General features: G+C 56.2%; 18 protein-coding genes and 5 pseudogenes. 11 read left to right on the forward strand and 12 right to left on the reverse strand.

Annotated features, from left to right (window positions below; all coding sequences use genetic code 11):
• The first annotated feature begins 51 nt into the window (after positions 1–51).
• Positions 52–539 (forward strand): annotated as a pseudogene (locus PMI29_RS31635) (MaoC family dehydratase).
• An 81-nt stretch (positions 540–620) separates the two neighbouring features.
• Here the strand turns inward: PMI29_RS31635 and PMI29_RS32960 are convergent.
• The 4 genes and pseudogenes from PMI29_RS32960 to PMI29_RS00665 form a co-directional block, all read right to left on the reverse strand.
• Positions 621–824 (reverse strand): annotated as a pseudogene (locus tag PMI29_RS32960) (hypothetical protein); the annotation flags it as partial.
• 800 nt (positions 825–1624) lie between these two features.
• Positions 1625–1873: pseudogene (locus tag PMI29_RS32965) on the reverse strand (multidrug ABC transporter ATP-binding protein); the annotation flags it as partial.
• A 457-nt stretch (positions 1874–2330) separates the two neighbouring features.
• Entirely contained in the window at positions 2331–2717 is a 387-nt protein-coding gene (locus tag PMI29_RS00670; protein WP_008004535.1) for a hypothetical protein, read from the reverse strand.
• A 648-nt stretch (positions 2718–3365) separates the two neighbouring features.
• Positions 3366–3995 carry a response regulator transcription factor gene (locus PMI29_RS00665; RefSeq protein ID WP_008004537.1) on the reverse strand — a complete coding sequence of 210 codons (630 nt, stop codon included), beginning with the start codon at positions 3993–3995 and terminating at the stop codon, positions 3366–3368.
• A 41-nt stretch (positions 3996–4036) separates the two neighbouring features.
• Here PMI29_RS00665 and PMI29_RS00660 point away from each other — a divergent pair, with 41 nt between their 5' ends.
• A complete protein-coding gene (locus tag PMI29_RS00660; protein WP_157221396.1) occupies positions 4037–7780 on the forward strand; it encodes a transporter substrate-binding domain-containing protein in 3744 nt (1247 codons plus the stop codon).
• A 241-nt stretch (positions 7781–8021) separates the two neighbouring features.
• On the opposite strand, the gene PMI29_RS00655 is transcribed toward PMI29_RS00660, so the two are convergent.
• The gene (locus PMI29_RS00655) at positions 8022–9314 is read right to left on the reverse strand and encodes an EAL domain-containing response regulator (RefSeq protein ID WP_008004542.1); all 1293 of its coding nucleotides are present in this window, start codon (positions 9312–9314) and stop codon (positions 8022–8024) included.
• 529 nt (positions 9315–9843) lie between these two features.
• Here PMI29_RS00655 and PMI29_RS32150 point away from each other — a divergent pair.
• The 3 genes and pseudogenes from PMI29_RS32150 to PMI29_RS00645 form a co-directional block, all read left to right on the forward strand.
• A pseudogene (locus PMI29_RS32150) lies at positions 9844–9990 on the forward strand (IS3 family transposase); the annotation flags it as partial.
• 252 nt (positions 9991–10242) lie between these two features.
• A complete protein-coding gene (locus PMI29_RS00650) occupies positions 10243–11034 on the forward strand; it encodes an SDR family oxidoreductase (RefSeq protein ID WP_008004545.1) in 792 nt (263 codons plus the stop codon).
• Between the two features lie 103 nt (positions 11035–11137).
• Positions 11138–12613, forward strand: a complete 1476-nt coding sequence (locus PMI29_RS00645; RefSeq protein WP_008004547.1) for an FAD-dependent oxidoreductase — start codon at positions 11138–11140, stop codon at positions 12611–12613.
• A gap of 156 nt (positions 12614–12769) precedes the next feature.
• Here PMI29_RS00645 and PMI29_RS00640 read toward each other — a convergent pair whose 3' ends face one another.
• Positions 12770–13270, reverse strand: a complete 501-nt coding sequence (locus tag PMI29_RS00640) for a nuclear transport factor 2 family protein (protein ID WP_008004549.1) — start codon at positions 13268–13270, stop codon at positions 12770–12772.
• A 218-nt stretch (positions 13271–13488) separates the two neighbouring features.
• On the opposite strand from PMI29_RS00640, the gene PMI29_RS00635 reads away from it, so the two are divergent.
• From PMI29_RS00635 to PMI29_RS00625, 3 genes are read left to right on the forward strand one after another with little or no spacing between them, the layout of a single operon-like run.
• A complete protein-coding gene (locus PMI29_RS00635) occupies positions 13489–14250 on the forward strand; it encodes an SDR family oxidoreductase (RefSeq protein WP_008004551.1) in 762 nt (253 codons plus the stop codon).
• Positions 14251–14272: 22 nt separating this feature from the next.
• Entirely contained in the window at positions 14273–15028 is a 756-nt protein-coding gene (locus PMI29_RS00630) for an SDR family NAD(P)-dependent oxidoreductase (RefSeq protein ID WP_008004553.1), read from the forward strand.
• Between the two features lie 15 nt (positions 15029–15043).
• A complete protein-coding gene (locus tag PMI29_RS00625) occupies positions 15044–15820 on the forward strand; it encodes an SDR family NAD(P)-dependent oxidoreductase (RefSeq protein ID WP_008004555.1) in 777 nt (258 codons plus the stop codon).
• 95 nt (positions 15821–15915) lie between these two features.
• On the opposite strand, the pseudogene PMI29_RS32790 reads toward PMI29_RS00625, so the two are convergent.
• A pseudogene (locus PMI29_RS32790) lies at positions 15916–16014 on the reverse strand (group II intron maturase-specific domain-containing protein); the annotation flags it as partial.
• Positions 16015–16552: 538 nt separating this feature from the next.
• Here PMI29_RS32790 and ttdA point away from each other — a divergent pair.
• From ttdA to PMI29_RS00610, 3 genes are all read left to right on the forward strand, one after another.
• Positions 16553–17452 carry a L(+)-tartrate dehydratase subunit alpha gene (ttdA, locus tag PMI29_RS00620; protein ID WP_008004557.1) on the forward strand — a complete coding sequence of 300 codons (900 nt, stop codon included), beginning with the start codon at positions 16553–16555 and terminating at the stop codon, positions 17450–17452.
• Complete coding sequence (gene ttdB / locus PMI29_RS00615; protein ID WP_008004560.1) at positions 17449–18057, forward strand: L(+)-tartrate dehydratase subunit beta; 609 nt, start codon at positions 17449–17451, stop codon at positions 18055–18057. The genes ttdA and ttdB overlap by 4 nt, the downstream gene beginning before the upstream one ends.
• Positions 18058–18362: 305 nt before the next feature.
• Positions 18363–19274 (forward strand): LysR family transcriptional regulator, encoded by a 912-nt coding sequence (locus PMI29_RS00610; protein ID WP_008004562.1) that lies wholly within the window; start codon positions 18363–18365, stop codon positions 19272–19274.
• 52 nt (positions 19275–19326) lie between these two features.
• On the opposite strand, the gene PMI29_RS00605 is transcribed toward PMI29_RS00610, so the two are convergent.
• From PMI29_RS00605 to nirB, 5 genes are all read right to left on the reverse strand, one after another.
• Positions 19327–20679, reverse strand: coding sequence for a dicarboxylate/amino acid:cation symporter (locus PMI29_RS00605; protein ID WP_008004564.1), 1353 nt, complete (start codon positions 20677–20679; stop codon positions 19327–19329).
• Between the two features lie 94 nt (positions 20680–20773).
• On the reverse strand, positions 20774–21832 hold the full coding sequence (locus PMI29_RS00600; protein ID WP_008004566.1) for a tartrate dehydrogenase: 1059 nt from the start codon (positions 21830–21832) through the stop codon (positions 20774–20776).
• Positions 21833–22210: 378 nt separating this feature from the next.
• Positions 22211–22651 carry a CBS domain-containing protein gene (locus tag PMI29_RS00595; RefSeq protein WP_008004570.1) on the reverse strand — a complete coding sequence of 147 codons (441 nt, stop codon included), beginning with the start codon at positions 22649–22651 and terminating at the stop codon, positions 22211–22213.
• Positions 22652–22751: 100 nt separating this feature from the next.
• Positions 22752–23138 (reverse strand): nitrite reductase small subunit NirD, encoded by a 387-nt coding sequence (nirD, locus tag PMI29_RS00590; RefSeq protein ID WP_008004571.1) that lies wholly within the window; start codon positions 23136–23138, stop codon positions 22752–22754.
• Entirely contained in the window at positions 23138–25699 is a 2562-nt protein-coding gene (gene nirB, locus PMI29_RS00585) for a nitrite reductase large subunit NirB (protein WP_008004572.1), read from the reverse strand. Before nirB ends, nirD begins: the two co-directional genes overlap by 1 nt.
• Positions 25700–26264: the final 565 nt, after the last annotated feature.

A 26264-nucleotide genomic window follows, 5' to 3' on the forward strand; every position in this document is an offset into this window, starting at 1 on the left:
GGCCCCGAACATACTTTTCAGGCGCCTCCCCTCACCTTCCACGGAGTTGTGATGAAAAGTCCAAGAGAACGTGCTGCCGAAGGTCTTGAGATCGGAGACCGGTTCACGATAGTCCGCTGTTTTTCAGATGACGATATTCGTCAATTCGCGCAGGTTTCTCGGGACTACAATCCGGTTCACTGCGATGCAAATTATGCAGAGTTGCGCGGATTCAGGGCGCCAATCGCCCATGGTCTATTGACTGCCAGCCTCGTCACCGAAATTGGTGGGCAAATTGGCTGGCTACAGGGATGAGTTTCCAATTCAAACGTCCCGTTTACGCGGGAGAACAGATCACCTGCCACTGGCTCATCGCTGACATCGATGAACGCGGTCATGCAAAAGCCGAAGTCAGGATACTCAACGCAGAAGGCATCACTGTAATGGTGGCAACAACCTCTGGCGTGCTACCAAGACGTGAGGAGCGTGAACGACTCACACAGATGCTCTCTGACGGGGATCCCACCAACGGTGCTGCTCAATGCGGCGGTCCTAATTGACGGCTAGTTTTTGAAATAAACACGCTCTCAGCGTTAGCTTCAGACGATGGTAAAGAAGCGCAACCGGCCCAGCGCGCTATCTCAGTTGGTTGTTGTTGTAGTACCCGGTGCTGGGCCTTCGCTAAATGTGTAGTTAATTACCACGTCGTTGCGGATAAGCACGTCGAGTGTCTTCTGGGTGTCTGTTGTCCTCACCTTCATCGTCACCACGTAGTTCTGAGCATGCGCTGAATCGTTGGTGTACGTGTAGATCCACTTCTCGTCTGTCTCGCTGACAGCACTCTCTTGTTAAATCATGTGCCATATTAGAAATGCTCATAATGTGTCTGTCATGTCAGCGTCGTTAATTAAATGGAATGTCGGATAATCGCCTATCCATTGTTTCCAAATATGCCTTCCAGGACGTTGCTGGGCACAAGCCGGTACCTGATCTGAAGGTGATACTCGACGTGTTGAGAGTGAAAAATGATGGATTGCTGAGCTACTGCCACACAATTGGGAGCCGATCAGCAGGGTGTGATGCCCGTTCGCTTACCCAGTATCAGCACCCCGCGAGGTGTATTTACCAGACACTGGCTTATGCGAGTATCAACGACACCGTCGAATGCGGATTTTTTGCCATTTGTCTTCGCTGGAGAATTTGCCGGTGTTGCCTCGAATGGAATACAGAGTCGCCCTATAAATGGCGGTCAGACGAGTGCAGTACAGTCCGCGAATCTTCCGATAAGCCCATTTCCAGCCATGTTTGTTTATGATGTTCATCCCGTCCCTACTCCTTGCATGCCAGGCAACTGTTTTTTGATGGAAACAGCTTATTGATAGCCACTTACTTATAACGATTGTTGAAACACTAGAATCCGACGCATGAGAATCATTTCGCCAATCACTACAACCGAAGGGATCAGGACGTTGCTACTCACTTAATGCGCCAGTTCGATGCGGGGTTCGTCGATGTTATTGCCTTCCAGATAAGCCAACCGCTGGCGCATCGGATGGTGTGCGGCCCCTATTGATTCAACCGAGGCCCTTGAAGCCCCGATTATTTGGACTGGTGGTATAAATGTATGTAGGGTTTTTCTGAAATATCAGAGGAGTATTCCTGCGAAAACAACGTGACACTTTAGGCATGCATAGCAACCACCGTTGGCGAGTAGCTCAAGATGGGTGCCCGACTCACTGATCCGCCCATGTTCAACGGCCACAATGCATTGGCGCACTGTCGACAATCGTTGAGCGATGATGATCACCGTGCGCCCCTCAGCGATCCGCGCCATATTGCTTTGGATCAACGCCAGGGAATCGTCGTCCAGTGCACTGGTGGCTTCATCAAAAACTTCGAGTAGAATGTTGCAGTATTCACTGACATAAACCGCTCATTGCATGATCAAGGGAACATGGAGACACGGTCGAATTCTGCGTCGATAACTGTGAATTGATAATCACGCCTGGATTGAAGGCTTTTAAATAAAACTTAATAGTTCACTTGCGATATTGCGTAGTGCACCTAAGCCCATCGGCTCGCCTGTGTGCAACTTAAGAATTTTCTTGCAGACACAAGTATCGCCCTGCTTGAAACTGAATGGGTTGCTCCACAACAAGAACCTTTATGCCCCCGCTGCTGGGGTAATGCTGTCACTTAAGATCCTGAGGCTGCTGCGCAGCCCCAATGGGCGCCCCGCTGAACTTAATTAAACAGTATTACACCACAGGGGGCTTTTTTTACCTTTTCCCATCTTAACGCGCCATCGTGGTGGCACAATGCCTACCATGAGACGCCACCTGCCACACACATCAGCCCTTTGCACACCCTTGTACCACATTGATCAACCTGCCTTTGTCGACCCAGGCATGTCTCTGGTAAACGGTGTAGGTGGTTTGGACGTTGCCGCGAGAGAGTTCGACAAGACCTGCTGCCGTAATGGGGTCAGTACTGCCAATAAACAGATTGATTTTGCCGTTGCTCTCCTCGGTAAATATTTTAGTGCCACTCCCGAGTTCGCGCTTTATGCAGGCCATGTACGTGTGAGTGTCTTTGACCGTAACGCCATAGGCATGATTGCGATCGAGTCTTATATCAAGATTATGTGAGCAACCAGCGAACAGCAGTGGAATGCAGACAAGTAAGGTTTTACCACTACTGGCGAGTGTTAGAAATTTGCCGGGTATCGTTGCTTTCATACGTTCAAGTCCTGATCGTCACGCGCGGTGAACCCAGGCGGTACTGCATGGGCACTGCTCAAAGGGGTGAGTACAGTTATTAAGCAGCAAACAACAGACCAATCGTTGGCAATTGCAGGTGTATGGTCAGCCTGTACGGTGGGTGAAGCCAGCTATACAAGCGCCAATCCCGTAGGTGTTATTGATACGAGAACATTATTGTCGATCCCGCGTGAACCGTTCCAGACTGCACGGTTGCTGCTGTTTGCACATCCCATATATAAGGTGAGTCGACAAATTTGCTCTAACACCCAATGTAAGCACGTGCTCCCAAACAGAAACATGAACATCCTTTTTAAACTCGTCCTTGAGCACTCATCAGCGAATCACTGAGAAACTCACCATAAAGCCACGGCAAGTCGAAATATCGGTAATTCCCTCCCCCCAGAGCCGGGGCATATAGGTTTCTGTTTGGAAGCGACAGGTTCAGTTTCTAGGAGAGTAGTGCTGGCGTCTGCAAGAAAAGTCTTAAGCTGAACGGAGTGATATGTGGATGAGGGCTTGTCTACCCACGGTAGATCCTTGCGCGCCACTGAGGCGCAGCGCTTTAGACTTGGCAGAGTGGCCAGAACACGAACGGCCTGGCACCCGTAAGGATTTCCGCCCGATTCAGATTAACTTGTTGCGCCGGGCAAGGTCGGCAAGATCGACCACAGACTTGACCCCAAGCTTGTCAATCAAGCGGGCTTTATAGCAGCTGACCGTCTTACTGCTGAGCATGAGGTTTTCAGCAATCGCCTTGTTACTCATACCTCTTGAAAGCTGCTGCAACACTGAAAGCTCGCGATCAGAGAGTAAGCCTATCATTTCCATTTCACCCACCAGCATGTCGCTTTTACGGGTAGAAACATTGACTTCGTCAGGGTAATAAATTTCGCCTTTCATCACCGACTTGATGGCTTCGGAAACAGCGCCCAAGTCATCCGTCTTTGTCATAAACCCTGACGCTCCCGCCTTGATACAGCGTAGCGCGTAGTACTCCGATGCCAACGAGGTAAGAATAATGATTCTCGCTGGCAGCGAGAGCCTTTTGATCCGGTCGATGACCGCAATTCCATCGAGTTTCGGCATCGTCACATCAAGGAGGACAAGATGCGGATTGTGCTTGCGAATAAGACTGATTGCTTCTACGCCATTTTCCGCCTCGGCCACCACTTCATGCCCCGCCTTAGTCAGCACTGTGCTCAACGCCAACCTAATAAGCGGATGGTCATCTACAACAAGAATCTTGTACGCCACGCGGCTCAACCTTGCTTTCTATAAGGTGTAGAGAGTGTATCATGACGGCATTGAGACATCATCCGCTTTACCACGAGTCTTTATCAGCATCCAATACATGCAAGACTCTGGTAGCGCGCATCGGCAAGGACAAAAGCATGAAGTACGTTTGGATACTAATTTTTTCCTGCGCCGTATTCAATTATGCATCAGCAAACAATGATCCCGTGATACTGAAAGTTATTGGCCGCGCGATTGTTGAACCTGAGTACTTCTCGCTCAACAAGAGCGATACCCAGTGGTTAGAAAAAAAAGCAACATTACGCATCGGCATATCCGATCCTGACTATCCTCCCCTCGATATCACTACCCATACAAAAGAATTCGAAGGCATTACCGCCGACTATTCGGCGCTACTTGGGCAACTCCTCAAGGTCCGGGTCGAAATATTCAGCTTTCCAGACCGTACCACTTTGATTGAGGCCCTCAAGCGTCGCGACATTGACCTGATCGGATCGGCCAACGCCTATGAAGCGGTGGACCCGCAGCTTATGCTCTCGGCGCCCTACATGCTCGATCAACCAACAATCATCACGCGTGTTGAAGATGATGTCGCAACTGACGAGAGCCTGGCCGGCAAAAAAATTGCGATGCTTTACCATTACCTGCCTTTAGCAATCGTGCAGGGCTTTTATCCGCAAGCGCAGATCGTGCTCTACCCATCCATACTCAATGCCATCGGTGCGGTCGCGTTCGGCGATGCTGACGTTTATCTGGGCGATACTGTTACTGCAAACTACCTGATTAATAAAAGTTACCTGAACACTGTTCAGATGACTGACTTCTCAAGGCTGGAAGCCAACAACTTCTCTTTTGCACTGCTGCGCTCAAACCCGCAACTCAAACGAGTGGTCGACCAGGCTCTTGAAGCCATCCCCTCCAGCGAACGCATCGCCATTGTCCAGCGCTGGCAAGCAGGCGGTGTCGGCATTTCGGGGCGCAACACGATCAAGTTCAGTGTCGACGAACAAGAATGGCTGACACGGCATGGTCAGTTGAAAGTCTTGTTCAACGAAGACTACTTACCTTTCTCCTTCGTAGATGAAAACGGTCAGTCCAGGGGGTTGACGGTTGATGTACTGAAAAAGATCAGCCAGAGAACCGGCCTGCGTTTTGAAACAGGCCGCGGATCGTCGGTCAACCAAATGATTGCCGAGCTCAACGCCGGCACGTTCGATGTTGTCGCTTCGCTGACACAAAGCCCAGAGCGGGAAAAGCTGGTCAATTTCAGTCGCCCTTACCTGGCAACACCGTTGGTACTCGTGGCACACGCCAGATCTGACGCCCCTCATAACCTTGAAGACCTGGCAGGCAAGAAACTGGCAGTGGTCTATGGCAACGTCAACTTGTCGCTGCTTGAACGTGAACATCCGCAAGTACAACTGGTCCCAGCCAACAACCTGAATGAAGCATTCGCCATGGTCGCTCAAGGAAAGGCGGATGCAACCCTCAGCTCATTGATCAGTGCGCGTTACATCATTGCCAGGACCTACCCGGACGCACTCAAGATAGCCTCGACCACGGGCACCAAAGCAGGCCAGGTCGCCTTCGCTGTCAGCAAAGATGCCCCCGAACTATTGTCGATACTCAATAAATCATTGCTGAGCATCTCACCCGAGGAAATGGATGAGATCACCAATCGGTGGCGTCGCGCGGTTGTCGTCGAAGACAGCTACTGGACCAGACACCGTGAAATGATCATTCAAGGCCTGGTTGCAGCCGCACTGCTACTGCTGGGCATCTTCGTGTGGATCACCTCTTTGAAGCGCGAAGTGTCCAAGCGCAAACTCGCCGAGCGCACACTCAATGACAAGCTCGAGTTCGAGCGCGTGTTGCTCAACGGCACCCCGCACCCGATCTATGCCAGGGACTGCGATGCGCGCCTGTTACTGTGCAACAAAGCCTATATCGATACCTTCAGTGTCAGCGACAGCGCGTCCCTCAAAGGCACGACCGTCGAACAAAGCCTGCTACTCGATCCAGCCCAGGCCGCTGAATACCATCAAAGCTATTTTGAGGTGATGGCCTCTGGCGAGCCCAAATTCGAAGATCGCCAGCTCAGCCTTCCCTCCGGTGAGACACTCACGATTTATCACTGGATGCTGCCCTATCGTGCAAGTGATGGCGCCATCAAAGGGCTGATTGGTGGCTGGCTCGATGTGAGTGAACGCCAGGACTTGATCCAACAACTGCACGCTGCCAAGAATGACGCCGATAATGCCAGCCGGGCGAAAACGACCTTCCTTGCAACCATGAGCCACGAAATACGCACGCCTCTGAATGCGGTGATCGGGATGCTGGAAATGGCGTCAAAAACCGCCGAGCAAGGCCAATTTGACCGGGCAGCCATCGATGTCGCCTCGGAAGCCGCACAAGGGCTGCTCGATCTGATCGGCGACATACTTGATATCGCGCGCATTGAGACGGGGCAACTCAGCCTGACCCCCAGGCCGGCAAACCCGCGTGACCTGCTGAAGTCGATAGTGCGTATATTCGATGGCCCGGCAACACAGAAATCACTGCAGCTGGTCACCCATATCGAGCCCTCGGTCGACCAACTTGTACTCATCGACCCCATGGGCTTCAAGCAAGTGCTGGCCAACCTGCTGAGCAATGCAATCAAGTTCACCGCCCAAGGCTCGGTGAACCTTTCGGCAAGCGCGACCCATCACCCCACAGAACGAACCATGAGCCTGGAAGTAAAGGTCCAGGACAGCGGCATTGGTATTTCGGTAGCCGACCAACAACGTCTGTTCAGGCCCTTCTCCCAGGTCAAGAGCGCTCAACAGCCTTCTGGCAACGGTTCGGGGCTTGGCTTGGTAATCAGCCGGACGTTGGTAGAAATGATGGGGGGTACACTCGAGCTGATCAGCCAGGAGCGCATGGGCACCCTGATCACGATCAGGATCGACCTGCCGCTTCAGGACGCTCTGCATGCCGAAGCTTTAGTCCCGCAACAGCAGACACCTGAAGCACTTGATGCTGATTGCCAGCTGAACATCCTGATTGTCGATGACTACATGGCCAATCGTATCCTGCTCACCCGACAACTGAGCTACCTGGGCCATCATGTCAGCGAAGCCTGCGATGGTGTCGAAGCACTAAAGCTATGGAACGAAGCCCCCTTCGACGTGATCATCACCGACTGCAACATGCCCAACATGGACGGGTATGAATTGGCACGCAACATACGTCAGCAAGAACAGCGAAGAAACGAACCAGGCTGCCTGTTGCTGGGCTTTACTGCCAACGCAGTACCTGAAGAACGGCAAAATTGCCTGGATGCCGGGATGGATGACTGCCTGTTCAAACCCATCAGCCTGAGCACCCTGAGTAACCGATTGCTTTCACTCTGCGGCGAGCATACCGATGAGTTCAATGATGGCGAATTGTCAAGCGTTCAACTTCACGCTCACTTGATGCACTTGACTGCAGCAGATGAGACAGCGATGCATGCCCTCTGGTCGGAGTTGGAGCGCAGTACTGCGTACAACATGCTTGAACTGCAAAAGTTACTCGATCATCGTGACATCAAAGGACTAGCCAGGCTCGCCCATCAGATCAGGGGCAGCGCACTGATACTAAAGTATGAAGCGCTCAATATCAGTTGCACCAATATGGAAATAGCCTGCCGAGACAACGTGGATGCTGAGGCGCTGCAGGTCGCGGGGGACGCAATCTCCAGTTGCATGCAAAGCCTGTCGATCTTGCTGCAAGAGGGTAAGTCGCCAACCACAAACCAATAGAAGCGGGCTTTCACCGTGAGGAGGTCCAGACAGCCTGCATATCGCCCGACTATGCAAAAAGCCCCCGCGCTTGATTGGAATTCAGTTGCTCACAGCGACCAGAAGTTACTTTGTTTATCACAATTAAAATCCTCTGAAACCTGCTGAGCCACGGAATAGTTGAGGAACTAGATAATCCCAAGCGAGGAAAATTACATACTCAGTTTCCAAGCACGCGGTGCCTGTGTCTGCAAGAAAAACCTTAACCTGCACGAAGGGCGTTTAGACTGGTCTTTGAGGCACTACGCGCTTTCACTGCCCTAACTATGCCGCCGAACCTGGTGCGCTCCTCAATCCAACACAACAGGTCGACCTCACTCATCGGTCGCGAAATGAAATACCCCTGTATGGTCGGCTCTCCCAATGCCTGCAAGGCTCGATAGTCACGCGCTGTTTCCACACCTTCGACCACCACGTTCAAGGCCATTTTTTGCGCCATGATCAGAGCGCCGGCGACCACAGAGGACTTACGTCCATCGTCGCCAATGCCACGCACGAACTCCGCAGGAATTTTCAACTCGGAAAATGGTAGTTGCAGCAAACGCTGAATGTTCGACGCGCCGGTTCCAAAGTCATCAATCGACAGATGGCAGCCCTGCATGCGCAAGCGCAATAAACCTTCCAGGTGTGCCGTCTTGGCCTGCAACAACGGGCTTTCTACAATCTCCAACGTGAGCACGTTGGCTGGTAGCCCGAAGCGCACCAAAAGTGCCAATATCTGTCGAGCAAAATCATCCCGCTCGATCATCGAAGGCGGGATATTGACCGAGACAGGCAGGCACTCACCACGCTCACGCAGCACTCGCGAGGTCAACGTCAATGCCAAGTCCAACATCCGCCAGGTTAACGGCTCAATCAGTCCGGCACTATCCACAGCGTCCAAGAATTGACCGGGTGACATCAACCCATGGATAGGATGTTGCCAACGGACTAACGCTTCGACACCTGCCAATTGACCCTCAAAACTTACTTTGGGCTGGTAATAGGCGACCCATTGCGCAAACGTACCCGCGTCACCGATGCGTTGACCGGGAGCAAGTTGATGTAACTCCTCCAATGAAAACTGCTGTGAAGCCTGCTTCAGCGGCACTGATTGAACGCCGCGCGCAACCAGATCCTGATAAGTTTCCAGCAACTGACACAACGCATCGGGCGACATGGGTTTGCGCAAGCTGCCAAGCAATAGAATGCCCTGTGATCGGGCGAAATGGGCCGCACCGTCAAGTATGCTTTGGTCAGTGCCACTAAGGATGATTAGTGCCCGAGCCAAGCGGTATTTGGCCAAAAAACGTATCATGTCGAGGCCATCCGGGCCGTCCATCTGCAAGTCGCAAATGGCGATATCGACACCCCCTCGATTAGCCAGTGCTTGCTGGGCGACTTCCACGCTGTCCGCCGTCAGCACATTGAAGACCTGAATGGCATTTAGCATTTTATGCAAGACCATTAACTCAAAAGAGTTATCTTCCAGAACCAGCACATTCAGTAAGCGCAACGCAACACCTCTATAATTTAAGTAACTTTATCCATGGCTAACTTATCCACACAACGAAAGTCACCCACATTTGGGAAAGACGCCGCAGCTTAAACTTTCTCACCAGATCCAGTTAAGCATTAAATATAGGCAAGCTTAGACCGCCCGCATCTACAAGAATGCGATTCTACTCACTCGGACTGCCTGGAGATGCAAGAAATTTCTTGAGCTCAAGCAACCTCATCTTCATGGAGAATTTGCTCAAGGGTGCAACTTAAGAATTTTCTTGCAGACATTAAAACCACTCTCTTGGAAACTGACCGGGTTGCTCCACATCTGGTACTTTTATGCCCCCGATCCAGGGGGCTTTTTTAGCTTTTACTGAAAGCTTTTCGTTGATGTGGCAAGTACCACAACTCTCGCAACAGTCCTGTTTTCGAGCACCTTCACACTGTAGCCGATCAGCAGAAACGATTTCGTTGCAATGCGAAAATCGCAGACTCCACTTTGAATCCGGGGACGATGGTTGGCGGAGTGGGAGCTGGAACCAGTCAGCAAACAACCCGGCTCACATGCCTATAAACAAGCGACGGTCGAGCGCCCGGACATTCCGAACATCTTGAATCGGGAGTTTGAGGTACAGGTACCCAATCAGGTCTGGTGTGGCGACATCACCTACATCCCTTGTATCGGGCGCCGCCTCCCCCCCACTCTCCACCATGTTTGCGACATTACTTTTCGTACAGAACGTAGTCCAGTCGGACGAAGATAGAGTCAGCCGACCGTTTGTATTTTGAACCCGCGCACAACTAAACCTTTGATCAGGTTGAGCGGGAGATCGTGTTCTATCTGAAGCGTTCTCGTCTGACCGTTGCCCAGGCGGCGCGTTAGCGTGCACTCCTCGATGCCGTCATTTCACGATACGAATAGTTATACGGGAGACATTGAAATGCTAATGCGAAACAAAGTTGTCGTGGTATCGGGCGTCGGTCCGGGACTTGGGGTCAAACTTGCGATCCATGCCGCACGCGAAGGCGCACATGCAGTTGTCCTCGCCACACGTACCGCATCGAAACTGGATGAGGCAGAACGCCGGATTCTGGACCTGGCCACCGACTGCCAAGTGCTCAAGGTGGTGACCGACATTACCGACAAGGCGCAGTGCAAGTACCTGGCGGACCAGACAATCGAGCGCTTCGGCCGAATCGACGCCTTGGTGAACAGCGCTTTTGTGCATGGCAACTTCCCCGAGCAGGTCGAGGGGGCCGATCTGGATATCTGGCGTGAGGTCTTCAACACCAACGTGCTCGGCACGATGAACCTGACACAGGAAGTCGTGCCACATATGAAAAAGCAGGGCAACGGCGCGATTGTCATGATCAACACCCAGGCCACCCGCAAACCCTTTCCTGGCGAATCCGGCTATGCGGCGTCCAAAGGCGCCCTCGCGGTGGCCGTCAAGTATCTAGCCAAGGAACTCGGACAGTATGGTATCCGCGCCAACAGTATCTACATGGGTTGGATGTGGGGTGCGCCGGTCCAAGGCTATGTCCAGCATGCAGCTGCCGAACTCAACGTGCCGCAAGTGCAAATCATAGAGCCGATCGCTGCCAATATCGCACTCGGACGCATGCCGACCGACGACGACTGCGCCAAGGCTGCGTTGTTCCTGGTATCCGATTACGCCAACGCAATTACCGGTGCGGCACTCGACGCCAATGGCGGCGACTTCATGCCCTGAGCGCCCTGAGCGCCCTGAGCGCCCTGAGCCAGACTTTGGCTCAGACTTCATATCGCTACGACACCGTTTTTTGACTAAAAAATATAAAAAAAGGACTGTGTTCATGTCATATGTTTTTTCTGTTTCACACCCATGTCGAACCCACCAAGTCCCAAAGTGGGATTTTGAGACCGATGTCGTTATTGTCGGATTTGGCGCGGCGGGCGCTTGCGCCGCCATCGAAGCCGCCGGTGCCGGCGCGGCCGTGACGCTTCTGGAAGCTGCCTCAGGCAACGGGGGCACCAGCGCCTTGTCCGGTGGCGAAATCTATCTTGGCGGTAGCGGGGGCACGCCCGCTCAGCAACAAGCTGGCTTCAACGACGACACCGAAGACCTTTTCCGTTACTTGATGATGGCCGGCGGCGTCGACGCCGACGAGTCGAAGGTACGCCTCTATGCTGCGAACAGTCTTGCCCACTATGAGTGGCTGGTCGCACAAGGGGTCATGTACAAAAATACGTTTTTGCCGGAAAAAATGTTGGAGCCAGAGACAGACGACTGCCTGATCTGGTCTGGCAGCGAAGAAGCATGGCCATTCTCGGAACAGGCCAAACCGTGCCCCCGGGGACATGCCCCTCAATGGACCGGCTGGGGCGGCGGACGCATGCTCATGGATGCGCTTGCCGCTCGCGTTGAAAAGCTGGGCGTGGACATTCGCTATGACAGCCGGGTGCTTACCCTGATTGCCGATGACGCCAACAACGTCCACGGCGTGGTGGCTCGAATCGACGGTCAAATTTGCTTTGTACGGGCTCGCAATGGCGTCATCCTGTGCGCCGGAGGCTTCGCGATGAACCGCGATATGGTCAAGCGCCACGCGCCACAATTGCTGCGCGCCGATGGGCCCATAGGAACGCCTGGCGATGACGGTGCGGGCATCCTTCTGGGAATGAGCGTGGGGGGCGCATCGATTCACATGGACGAGGCTTTTGTGAGCTTGCCGTTTTATGCCCCTGAATCTCTGGTAAGGGGTATTTTCGTCAACGAGCGTGGCCATCGTTTCATCAACGAAGATTGCTATCACGGTCGCGTTGGTCATCACATCATGCGGCAAACGGGTGATCGGATTTATCTTCTCGTCGACAACTCGTCTTACGAGCCACCGGCACAATTCACACGCATTGACATTGCCGCCGCGGGAGAAACGTGGGAAGAGGTAGAGCGAGATCTTGGCTTGCCTGAAAACGCTTTGGTCAATACGGTCGCCCTGTACAACCGCCACGCGGCCCAAGGCAACGATCCCCTGTTCCACAAAGCCGAAAAATGGCTCAAACCACTCGATGAGCCGCCCTTCGTCGCGCTGGATTGCCGAGTCGATTATGCGTTCTATCCGCACTTTACTCTGGGGGGGTTGGATACTCTGCCGACGGGCCAGGTGCTCACAGAAAAACGTCAGCCAATCAACGGTCTGTATGCCGCCGGGCGTACCGCTTGCGGGTTGCCGCGTTGGGGAGGCGGTTATAGTTCTGGAATGTCTCTGGCCGACGCCACCTTTTTTGGGCGCCAAGCGGGGCTGAGCGCCGCAATCACGAGAAATTGAGGCGGATTCGACATCGTTGCCGACCTGACGCCTTTTATCGATTTCGACAAGATCGACGTGCTGCCCACCAGTCAGTATCGACTCTGAATCCTTCCAGGTTTTTATCAAGCAACAGTCAAGTCCGACGCCATGCGTCGGGCTTGACCGTTGGCTGGTTTACACCTGACGTGCAACCGCAGGTGCGGGAGCATCAAACAGGCTGGCGGTGACTTTGAGCTGTTCAGGAATCGGCGAGGTGAGGGTTTCAAATACGCGCCGGTAGCCTGTAGAAACGATTAGCCAATTCCCGTCGCGCTTGATGTACTCGTCCTGGTAGAAGGCCGTACCGTGCAACATCCAGTCGCCCTCCAGGTCAATAACATGATCTTCCAGGTACCAGGTACCCCTGGCCTTGTCCGGCCCCAGAATCTCGATCTCTGGATGGTGCCCCTGGTGTTTGCACAGCAAAGTGGGTCGGTCCATGATCGCCCTGAGCCCGTCGAGGAACGCGGTGCGGCAGTCGAAGCTGTACTTGCCACTGTCAAGGGAGGTCTTCACGTCTTCAGCCAGGCAGGTCTCCAATGAAGTCCAGTCGTGGCAATCAACCGCGCGAAAGTAGCGGTACTTGAGCTGCCTGATCTGCTCTATTTCAAGATAGTCGTCCAGCGTAATAACCATCGGTGGTGCTCCTGTGCATGGCGGAGGGGTCGAACGCAGGATAGGTAGCACCCCACACACCTTCATCGTCTGGCCGGACTACAAGATCCCCCCTCACAAAACGCAAGTTTTACGCCCTTGGCGTGACGGTAGTCTCCTTGGACGATGTCTCTGTGCCTCCCGGGATGCGAGCTTCTCCGCACCTGCACCATCGCAGGACGAATAAGGAGGCTCAGAGGATGTCCAAGGCATCGCACAAGCACGTGCTTATCACCGGCGCCGCCAGCGGCGTTGGCAAGGCCGATGCCCTGTTGATGGCCGCAGAAGGAGCCCGTGTCGTGGTTGCCGACGTCAACTGCGAAGCCGGCCGGGCGGTGGTCGACGAGATTGGTCCACATGCCCTGTTCATCGAACTGGATGTAGCAGACGAAGCACACTGGCAACGCGCGATCGCCCAGATCCAGGCCCACTTCGGACGCTTGGACGTGCTGGTCAACAATGCAGCGATCTGCCCGCTGGGGACTATCGAAGAGGCCAGCCTGGAACAATGGCGCAAAGTCATGCGGGTCAACGCCGACGGCTATTTTCTCGGCTGCAAGTACGCAATTGAGGCGATGAAAAGCAACGCCGCTGGTGGTTCGATCATCATGATGTCTTCGGTCGCGGCCCTCGCTGGCCTGCCGCCGATGTGCGCCTACAGCAGTTCCAAAGGCGCGGTGACCGCGCTGACCCGCAGCGTGGCCGTACATTGCAAGCAGCAGGGCTACCGCATCCGCTGCAATTCGGTGCACCCGGACGGCATCTGGACTCCCATGACACAGGCCTTGGTACCCGATCTTGATCCGGTAGCTCTGGGCATCGGCGACAACTCCATGGCGCGCATGTGCATGCCTGAGGACGTAGCCAATCTGGTTCTGTTCCTCGCCTCGGACGAATCCTGCTTTATCAACGGCGCCGAACTGCGCATTGACAATGCACAGCTGATTTCCGGCATCGCTTGAATACCACCTGGAGAATCTGCACATGAATATGCTGGAAAGCAAAGTAGCCCTGGTCACCGGCGGCGGCCAGGGAGTCGGCCAGGGTATTGCCTTTGCCCTCGCGAACGAGGGGGCGATGGTCGCCGTGGCAGGCCGTACGCGCGCCACCCTGGAGCAAACCTGCGACGAAATCCGTCGCCGGGGCGGTACCGCTCTGGCAGTGGAGTGCGACGTGATGAACCAGGCCGATATCAATCGCTGCGTCGCCGAAGTAGTAGAGGCTTTCGGCGGCTTGAACATTCTGGTCAATAACGCTCACATCGTGCCGCTGGGCAGCATCCTCGAGGTCACCGACGAAGCCTTCATGTTGGGCATCGACTCCGGTCCCATGGCCACTCTGCGGATGATGCGAGCTTGCCATCCCCACCTCAAGGGCGACGGCGCAGTGATCAACCTGGCCTCCTCGGCAGCGGTACGCTGGGACGCTTCGGGCTACGGCCACTATGCCGCGACCAAAGAAGCCATCCGTGCCCTCAGCCGTGGCGCCGCCTGCGAATGGGGCGTGGATGGTATCCGCGTCAACGTCATCGCCCCCCATGCGTTGTCGCCGGGCCTGCGCGGCTGGATCGAAAACAATCCGCATGAAGCACAAGTCTTTTTCAACAGCATCCCACTGCGCCGGGTCGGCGATTGCGAATCCGATATCGGTCGCACTGTGGCTTTCCTGGTCAGCGACAATGCACGCTACCTGACAGGCGCCACGATCCCGTTGGATGGCGGCCAGGCTTACTGGGGTTAATCGAGGAGAAACTGCATGAACCGTTTGGCAAACAAAATCGCTATCGTCACCGGTGGGGCTCGCGGCATGGGTGCACACACCTGCCGGCTGTTCGTCGAGGAAGGTGCGCAAGTGATGATCGCCGACCTGCTGGAAACCGAGGGCCAGGCCCTTGCCGGCGAGCTGGGCGACGCTGCCAGCTTCCGTCGCCTGGATGTCAGCAACGAGGAACACTGGCAACAACTGGTTGCCGAGACAGTAGAACGCTTCGGGCGTATCGATGTGCTGGTGAACAATGCCGCCGTGCTGGTATTCGGCTCCCTGGAGCAACTGTCCAAGGCCGACTTCGAGCGGGCACTGTCGATCAACCTGACCGGCACATTTCTGGGTATCCACAGCGTCGCGCCGATCATGCGTGAGCAGCGCGCCGGCTCGATCGTCAACATCTCCTCAGTGGATGGCCTGCGCGGCGTGAACGCCCTCGCCGCCTACGTCTCCAGCAAGTGGGGCGTGCGCGGGCTGACCAAGGTGGCGGCGTTGGAGTTGGGCCCACACGGCGTGCGGGTCAACTCGGTGCATCCGGGCGGGGTGGATACGCAAATGTCCAATCCCACCGGAGTCTCACGCGACAAGCTGGACAGCCAATACCGCCAGGTGCCGCTGCAACGCATTGGCGCTCCGGAGGAGATCGCCCGCGCCACGCTGTTCCTTGCCAGCGACGACGCCAGCTATTGCAACGGCAGCGAGCTGTCGGTGGATGGCGGCGCGGCTGCCGGTTTCTATTACGAAGGCTTGCCGGGTTCGCCCATCTGAACCATGGGGCAAAGCGAGTAGGAGACGGGATCTGACTCCCGTCGTCCTCTCACACCGTACGTACGGCTCCGTATACGGCGGATCAGGTTATTTGGTTAAGTTTCCAGTATCGAGACCAGTCCGGGCGGATCCCGGAGCTTCTTCGGCAACGCCTGATTCATATGCGACGCTCCTGAGCTCCACCGTGGGCCTCGTATCATCTCTTTGAACTTGTCGTGCAAGCGCTGCAAGCTCGTGTTCGCCACTCGAAACCATAGCTGGCCACCACCGTCGACCCGGGTGGACTCGACTGACCGCAGATTTCTCTCGAAAAAATAGACACCACTTCAAATCGGGGACGCCGCAAAACACATCCGCGTCATGCGCCTTTCCACTGAGACCGCTGAAGGCGATTGGCAATCCATCAAAATCGATGCCCACCTTTGAGATGCCAGGTTCTCACTTACTACCCCCACGCCCGATTCACACCTCACATCCCTCGTAAAAGCCATTTCACGCGTCATTCCAACCCCACAAACCGGCTCTCTGGTTTACCTCCAATAATTAACTTTAAGTAAAGAGTGTAATAACCATGACCCCATTCAATCCCTCCAGTTGAACTGATAATTTTAATTCAGCGCATTAACCACATGCTCTATATGGAATTACTCCTTGGGCATGCCGGCGTCCTTTCGCACAACCAAAAGCTCCAAAACAAAAAAACAAGCCTTGAGATGCAGTGAGGAAATGAAAGTGGATAAAGACTCAGCCGTTGATTCGCTGACTGATGTGATGGCCAAATTCACGGCCTACATTGGCAAGCGCCTGCCCACCGACGTGAAGAAAAAGACTGCCCAGTTGCGCGCAGCGGAAACCAATCCGTTGGCTATCGCTGTCTATGACTCCATGGCCGAGAACCAGGATTACGCCGACAAGCTGGATCGGCCCAGCTGTCAGGACACCGGGGTGATTCAGTACTTCATCAGCGCCGGCGCCCGGTTCCCGCTGTTGGGGGAGCTTGAGAGCATTCTGGAAAACGCCACGCGCGAGGCCACCATCAAGGGACCACTGCGCCATAACGCGGTGGAGACCTTTATTGAGAAGAACACCGGCACCAACACTGGCTCGAAGATTCCGTGGCTCGACTGGGAGATCATTCCGGATGCCGACTATGCGTTGATCGATGTGTACATGGCTGGGGGCGGTTGCACGTTGCCTGGCTCGGCGAAGGTGTTGATGCCTGGTCAGGGTTATGAAGGCATCACCGAGTTTGTCTTTGACGTCATTACGTCGCGCGGCGTCAATGCCTGCCCGCCACTGTTGGTTGGCGTGGGCGTCTCGACGTCGGTGGAGACGGCTGCCCGCTTGTCCAAGCGGGCGATTCTGCGCCCGGTGGACTCCAGCCACCCGAACGAAAGCGCGGCACTTATGGAGCAATTGCTGGAGGAAGGGTTGAACGAGGTGGGCATCGGCCCACAGGGCCTGACCGGTAACAGCAGCGTGATGGGGGTGAACATTGAGTCATCGGCTCGTCACCCGTCCACCATTGGCGTGGCCGTGTCCACCGGTTGCTGGGCACATCGGCGCGGCAAGATCCGCATCAACGCCGACCTTTCCTACGACATCCTCTCCCATGAAGGAGTAGTACTGTGATTAAAGTCCTTAATACCCCTATCAAGGACGAGGATCTGGCCGGTCTGAACGTCGGTGACGTGGTGTACCTCACAGGCCAACTGGTGACCTGCCGTGACGTGGCGCACCGTCGTCTGATCGAGCTCAAGCGCGAGCTACCGGTAGACCTGCGCGGTGGCGCGATTTTCCATGCCGGCCCCATCGTGCGCAAGAAAGATGATGGTAACTTCGAGATGGTGTCCATCGGGCCGACCACCAGCATGCGCATGGAAAAATTCGAGAAGCAGTTCATCGAACAAACCGGGGTCAAGTTGATCATCGGCAAAGGCGGCATGGGGCCTGAAACAACCGCTGGCTGCCTGGAAAACAAGGCGGTGCATGCGGTGTTCCCGGGTGGTTGCGCGGTATTGGCCGCCACCAAGGTGGAGGAAATCGAGCGCGCCGAGTGGCAGGATCTGGGCATGCCGGAAACCCTTTGGGTGAACCGGGTACGCGAGTTCGGCCCGCTGATCATTTCCATCGACACCAAGGGCAACAACCTCTTCGAGCAGAACAAGGCACGTTTCAACGAGCGCAAAGGGTCGATCATCGAGAAGATCAACGCCCAGGTACGCTTCATTAAATGATCCGGTGGGGTGGCCGTTTTCCCGCATAAACCTGCCACCCCTGCCGCGACACCCTGCATTGCTTCGCTCTCTCTTACACAGCCCCAGGTGCACTCGTCGAGTGCGCTGGGCCTCGTGCGCAGCGCTGACCCCGGACATGAACCAGACGCCCCCCCGTCAGCAGCCCCCTCCCCTGCACCTGAATACAGCCCAATGATGCCGCAAAGCCCGAGTCGCTTGTTCGCGCAGGACCGGCTGGAGTATATGTAGTGAACAGAAAGCGATGGTTAACCAGAAATAACGAGACAATTAATCTGGAGTCATGAATGACGAACACCCAGGACTTGGGTTTTTTCTATCTGCTGGCTAAACAGGGCAGCCTGGTCGCCACCGCCAGGGAGCTTGGCGTGACGCCACCGGCCGTCAGTAAGCGCCTGGCTTCGCTGGAGGCACGGCTGGGGGTCCAGCTCGTCAACCGCACTACCCGCTCCATGAGCCTTACCCCCGAGGGCGAGCTGTATTACGCGCACACCGCGCGCATTCTTACCCAAGTCGACGAAATGGAGCAGCTGGTCAGCAGCAGCCGCGCCACGCCTAAGGGGCTGATCCGGGTGAACGCATCACTGGGTTTCGGCCGTCGACATATCGGCCCTGCGCTGGCGGCTTTCTATACCCGTTATCCGGAGGTGGAAATCCAGCTGGAGATCAGTGACCACCCGTTGGATCTCGCCACCCACGGCTTCGACTTGGGCATTCGCTTCGGCACTCTGCCGGACGCTGCGCTACATGCCCGCAAGATTGCCTCAAACCGGCGCTTGCTGTGCGCGTCGCCGATTTATCTGGACAAGCATGGGACCCCGGAGAAACTCTCCGACCTGCAAAACCACAACTGCATTTTCATTCGCCAGAACGAAGCCCCCTACGGTGTATGGAACTTCAACAATGGCGGGCGGACCGAGACCATCAAGGTCCGCGGAGCCCTGGGTTGCAACGACGGTGAGGTCGCCCTGAACTGGGCGCTGGAGGGTTACGGTTTGCTGCTGCGCGCCGAGTGGGACATCGCCCGCTATGTGCGCAGCGGGCGGCTGCGCCTGGTGATGGAGGACCATACCCCTACCCGCGCAGACGTGTATGCGGTTTACCCGCAGCAACTGCACCTGTCAGCCCGGGTACGCAGCCTGATCGACTTTCTGATCGAACGCTTCAAGCAGATCGATAACATCGAAGACCGCGGATAAAAAAAGCTGTCGACTCCACCGGGGAATCGACAGCTGAATGACGACCCTTCGATCAGATGCGGGTGGCGGCTTTCACACCACCCAATGGATGGGCATTTTCAGGCTGCAAGGTGAAGCTCGGAGCCTTGGTGACTACCGCCTCCTCCACCACCTGCTCTTCACCATCCAGCACCCGTTTCAGCCTGGCTGTATCCAGCGCCCCCACCCACTTCGCAATGGCCAGGCAACCTACCCCGTTGCCGATGGTATTGGTGATGGCGCGGGCCTCGGACATGAATCGATCGACGCCCAGCAGCAGCACCATGCCTGACACCGGAATGTTGCCCAGGGAGGCCAGCGTCGCGGCGAGGATGATGAAGCCCGAGCCACTCACCCCCGCCGAACCCTTGGAGGTGAACATCAACACCGCCAGGACAATCAATTGGTCGGTCAAGGTCAATGGCGTGTTGGTCGCCTGAGCGATGAAGATGGCGGCGATGGTGTAGTAGATGGCCTGGCCGTCCGGGTTGAAGCTCAGCCCGGCGGGAATCATCATGCCGGCCACCGGCTTGGAGCACCCTGCCTGTTCCATTTTGGTGATCATCTGTGGCAGCACCGACTCCGAGGAACTGGTGCCCAGTACTGTGAACAGCTCTTCCTTGATGTAGCGCAGGAACTTCCACAAGCTGAACCCGCTGTAGCGGCAGATCGGCCCCAGCACGAAGATCACGAACACGACGCAGGTCAGGTAGACACAGGCCATCAGCTTGCCCAGCGAGAACATCGAGTCAAAACCGTATTTACCGATGGTGAAAGCAATGGCCCCGAACGCGCCGATAGGCGCCAGACGCATCACCATGTTGACGATGTTGAACATGCCGCGCATGAGGCTGTCGATGACGTCGATGAAGATCCTGGCGCGGGGGCCGGCATTGGCCAGGGCTACGCCCAGCAGGATAGAGAACAGCAGAATCTGCAGCACATTCCCCTTGGCGAAAGCATCGACGATGGTGTCCGGAATGATGCTCAGGACGAAATCCATGAACGAGTTGTGCGGTGCCTGGGTGGTGTATGTGGCAATGCTGGATGTGTCCAGTGCCTTGGGGTCGATATTCATGCCGGCACCTGGCTTGAACACATCCACCACGATCAGGCCGATGGCCAGGGCCAAGGTGGACACCACTTCGAAGTAGAGCAATGCGCGCACGCCCACACGCCCCAGTTCCTTCATGTTTTCCATGCGTGCGATGCCGCTGACCACCGTCAGGAAGATCACCGGGGCGAGGAGCATCTTGATCAGTTTGATGAAGCCGTCGCCGATGGGTTTGAGCGCTGTCCCTGTTTCGGGAAACAGCACCCCGACGATTGCGCCGAGTACGACTGCGATGAGTACTTGTACATAGAGTTTGCCGAGTATGCGTTTCATGGCGGACCCTGAATTTTTATTGTTGTCAGGAAATGCCCAGGAGTTCGGTCCGAGTGACCAACCCCTGTGGCGCTATATCACGATAAGGAAGTGTTTAACGTCGCAGCAGCGCAATGACTGCATCGGTCACCTGGCGAGTGGTGGCCGTGCCGCCCAGGTCAGGGGTATGCACGCCCGCCTCGGTCACGGCTTCGATGGCCGACATCAACTGACGAGATGCCTGCACCTCGCCCAGGTGCTCGAGCATCATGGCGGCGGTCCAGAAGGTCGCGATGGGGTTAGCCACGCCTTTGCCGGTGATGTCGAATGCGGAACCGTGGATGGGTTCGAACATCGACGGGAATTTCTTGCTCGGGTTGAGGTTGGCGGTGGGCGCGATGCCCAGGCTGCCCGACAGCGCAGCAGCCAGGTCTGAGAGAATGTCGGCGTGCAGGTTGGTGGCCACGATCACATCCAGGGTGGATGGCTTGAGCACCATGCGGGTAGTCACGGCGTCTACCAGTTCCTTGTCGATTTTCACGTCAGGGAAGTCCTTCGCCACTTCGTAAAAAATCTCATCCCACAGCACCATGCCATGGCGCTGGGCATTGGACTTGGTGACCATGGTCAGGTGCTTGCGTGGCCGGGTACGCGCCAGCTCGAAGGCAAAGCGATGGATTCGCTCGACACCGGCACGGGTAAACACCGACACCTCGGTGGCCACCTCTTCCGGCAAGCCCCGATGCACCCGGCCACCGTTGCCGGAGTACTCGCCTTCGGAGTTTTCACGGATCACCACCCAGTCGATCTCGTGGCCGTTGTTCAGTGGGCTTTTCACGCCCGGCAACACGCGAGCCGGACGCACGTTGGCGTATTGGTCGAAGCCTTGGCAGATCGGCAGACGCAGGCCCCAGAGGGAGACGTGGTCCGGCACATTGAGTGCACCCACGGCGCCAAAGAAGATGGAATCGAAGGTCTTGAGCTCTTCCAGGCCACCTTCGGGAATGTAGTGGCCGTTTTTGAGGAAGTTGTCAGAGTTCCAGTCAAAGTGTTTGAAGTCCAGGGCAAAGGTGCCCGAACATTCGGCCAGTGCCTTGAGCACTTCAACGCCGGCGTCGATCACCTCCACGCCGATACCGTCACCAGGAACCGCTGCAATTTTGTAAGTGTTCATCGTCAACTCCGCCTTTTATTTTCGTGCGCCTTCGAAGGGAGATCAGCCGGCGTGTGGCTGGAATATACGAAGTGAGCAACAGGCGTTGGTTAACTCAAAATCACTACATTATTAAATTTAATTCATTAATTCCTGTTGGGCTTGCTACACACGCAGTTATAGGCACGGTTGGTCTATTCAGAGTTACTGCGGCAGGCAGCACAGGGTGTTCCTGGCGTTGTCCCGTACACCTGTGGCAATGACCATGACCGGATCGATTTTCGGCCAGTCCTGTTTGACGATCAGCATTGCCTGTTCCTTTAGCGTTGCCAGATCGTGCAACGCATATAACGCCATGCCTTATTCATAAGCCTTCGATCCACCCTGCCCCCGGTCCTTTTAATGTCCGCGAATGTAGTGTTCCAGTTGCCGGATCAGCTCGGCCTGCTCGACGATGGCTTCTTTGACCAGATCACCAATCGACAACAGACCAATCAGTTGGTCGCCCTCCACCACCGGTAGATGGCGCAGATGACTGTCAGTCATGACCGCCATGCAACGCTCGATGCTCTGCTGACTGTCTGCTGTCACGACGGGCGCGCTCATGATGGCCCGGACCGGCGTACCGACCGAAGAGCGCCCCTGTAGAACGACCTTGCGCGCATAGTCGCGTTCGCTGATAACGCCGACCACCTGCCCCTGCTCCATGACGGGTAGAGCCCCGACATTTTTTTCGGCCATCAACTTCAACGCTTCAAGCACCATCTGGTCTGGCGCGATGCTATGCACCCGCCGGTTCTGCACGGCCTTCAGCTTCAGCAGTTGTGCGGCTGTTTTCATACGAGCCTCCGATACGGTTTGTCATTGATCATCGACGTCGCCGGAGCCTGGCTACATCATTCATTGAATGAGCGTTCAGACCCCGTCAAAACCCATGTGGTCAGGCCACCGCGACTTCCACCTGGCCTGCGTTCAGGCGCACCGGCCAGACCCGAAGGCGCTGCTGCGGATACTCCAGACAACTGCCGTCCTCAAGGCGGAAATGCTGTTTGTAGAGTGGCGAGGCAATCACCAGATCGCCCTTGATGCTGCCGACCAGCCCGCGACCGATGACATTCGCCCCGGATTGCGGGTCATGATTATCGATGGCATAGAGGGTCTTGCCTTCGGCAGCCGGCAGGTAGAACAGCGCCACTTGTGCACCATCGAGCCAGACGACAACGCCGGAGTTACTCACCAGATCCTCCTGGCGGCACACAGCTTGCCAGGCTTGTGGATTGACCAGGGAGGAGCAGGAATAGGCTCGCTGGGTATCGGACTGGCTCATCAGGCAATCTCCTCAATGACAGGGATAAGGTGGAGTTCAGCGGCCATGATCGGCCGGCGCTGACCGCGTTCCTGGACAAAATGGATGTCCGGGTCCGGGCGTTGATCGTTGACGAAGGTGCGGAATCGCTTGAGCTTTTCCGGGTCTTTCAGGGCATTGGCCCATTCGCACTCGTAGCGGTCGACCACCCGTTGCATCTGCGATTCGAGCTCAAGGCCAAGCCCCAGGCTGTCGTTGATGACCACGTCCTTGAGGTAATCCAGACCGCCCTCCAGGCTTTCACGCCAGACCGAGGTGCGCTGCAATTTGTCGGCGGTGCGGATGTAGAACATCAGGAACCGGTCGATGTAACGGATCAGGGTTTCATCATCCAGGTCGGTGGCGAACAGCTCGGCGTGGCGTGGACGCATGCCGCCGTTACCCGCCACGTAGAGGTTCCAGCCATTCTCGGTGGCGATCACGCCCACGTCCTTGCTCTGCGCCTCGGCACATTCACGGGTGCAGCCGGAAACCGCGAACTTGAGCTTGTGCGGTGAGCGCAGGCCTTTGTAGCGATCCTCGAGGGTCAGGGCCATTTTCACGCTGTCCTGCACGCCATAACGGCACCAGGTGCTGCCGACGCAGGACTTCACCGTCCGGGTCGATTTGCCGTAGGCGTGCCCGGTTTCGAAACCGGCCTCGATCAACTCGGACCAGATGTCCGGCAACTGATGCAACTGTGCGCCGAACAGGTCGATCCGCTGGCCGCCGGTGATTTTGGTGTAGAGGTCGTATTTCTTCGCCACCACGCCAATCGCGATCAGCTTGTCGGCTGTGATCTCGCCCCCGGCGATGCGCGGCACCACCGAATAGGTACCGTTTTTCTGCATGTTGGCCATGAAGGTGTCGTTGGTGTCCTGCAACGGCACCAGTGACGTGTCCATGATCGGCTGATTCCAGCACGAGGCGAGAATCGAACCCACGGCCGGCTTGCAAACGTCGCAACCGGTATGGCCACGGCCGTGCCTGGCCAACAGTTCTTCGAAGGTGATCACCCCTTCTACCCGCACCAGCGCATAAAGCTCCTGACGGGTATAGGCGAAGTGTTCGCACAGACTTTTATCGACACTGACGCCACGGGCAATCAACTCATGCTCGAACACTTGCTTGAGCAGGCCGGCGCAACCGCCACAGCCGGTGCAGGCCTTGGTCTGCGACTTGAGCTGGCCCAGGTCGGTACAGCCTCCGTCGATGGCCGAACAGATGGAGCCCTTGGTGACGTTATGACAGGAGCACACCGTGGCCGACTCGGGCAGCGCACCCGGGCCCAGGGTCGGCGCGCCTTCGGAGGACGGCAGAATCAGGCTGGCAGGTTCCGCTGGCAAGGCGATGCTGTTCTGCATGTACTGCAGCAAGGTGTCGTAATAGCTGTTGTCACCGACCAGCACTGCACCGAGGACGTGTTTGCCACTGGCATCCACCACCAGGCGGCGATAGCTGGCGCTGGTTTCGTCGATGAACTGATAGCTGCGCGCGCCCGGGGTATTGCCGTGCGCGTCGCCGATGGAGCCGACATCCACCCCCAGCAGCTTGAGCTTGGTCGACATGTCGGCACCGGTGAACGGCTCGGCGACTTCGTTGCACAGACGGGCCGCGACGCTGCGTGCCATCTGGTAGCCCGGCGCGACCAGGCCGAACAGGCTGCCGTTCCATGAAGCGCATTCACCGATGGCGTAGATGTTCGGGTCGCAACTCAGGCACGTGTCGTCGATCACCACGCCACCGCGCGGACCGATTTCCAGCGCGCATTGACGAGCCAGCGCGTCTTGAGCGCGGATACCGGCGGAAAACACGATCAGGTCGGTTTCGAGGAATTCGTCATTGGCGAAATTCATGCGATAGCGGTACTGCTCGCCCGCGCTGATCGATTGAGTGGCGCGGGACAGGTGTACACCGACGCCCAATCGTTCGATCTGCGCCTTGAGCGCCTGGCCACCGAGGTCATCGAGCTGTACCGGCATCAAGCGCGGCGCGAATTCCACCACGTGGGCTTCAAGGCCCAGGCTCTTCAACGCGTTCGCGGCTTCCAGACCCAGCAAGCCTCCGCCGACCACCACGCCGCGCCGGGCATTGGCTGCCGCAGCCCGAATGGCATCGAGGTCTTCCAGGGTGCGATAGACCAGACGCGATTCACCTTCGGCGCCTTCGATTGGCGGAACAAACGGATAAGACCCGGTGGCCAGAACCAATTTGTCATACGTGACGTAACCTTGCGAGGTGATTACCTGGCGACGGACGCGGTCGATTTCCAATACCGGCACATCCAGATGCAGCGTAACGCCGGGCGTCTGGTAAAGCGACGCATCAGACAGCGCCAGCGACTCGGCATCACGACCGGAGAAGTACTCGGAAAGATGCACACGGTCATAGGCACGCATCGGTTCCTCACTGAAGACGTGCAGTCGGTAATGGTCAAGCGCTCCCCGCTCGATCAGCTGTTCGACACAATGATGTCCGACCATGCCATTACCGATCACGATCAGCGTTTGCATCTTGTTCAACGTGGCAACATTGGAATTCATAGAAAGCACCCAGCCCGAGCCAATCACGGTTTTAAAAGCAAAAAAAACGCCTGAAACCTTGCGGTTCCAGGCGTCTTTGCCTGTTCTTTTGTGGTGTTGAAACAGGCCTCTATGCCTGATCCACCGATGTTGCCCACGACCTGTTCGGCCAATCGATCGTCGTTGACCGAGGGGGCTGTCCACACGAATGCGTTCCAGGTGGACCTGATGTCAACCTTGCAGCCTTTGTGCCAGCCAGCCACAGAGAGACTTCAACTATCTGCAAACATTGACTCTTGAGCCAGGGGGGATTGTCACGGCAATTGTTGTCTACAGGCGAAAGCTCTTTGCGGCGCTTCCGACTGGTGCACGCTGTTACGCATAGCGCTTTATAAAAGTGCATTTACAGTTCGATGCCACAGCTCGTTGGAACTCAAGCCTGTTTTTCGCCAGCCGAACTGTTGGAACGGCACAACCGATTCCAGCTAATGACCGCCGATTACAACGCCCTCCCCGCCGGCCAAAAATACAACGGTATTCGGCTAATAATGCGATCTGTAGCAGCTGCCGAGCCCGCGAGGCTGCG

This window comes from Pseudomonas sp. GM49 (genome assembly GCF_000282355.1).
Lineage (GTDB): Bacteria > Pseudomonadota > Gammaproteobacteria > Pseudomonadales > Pseudomonadaceae > Aquipseudomonas.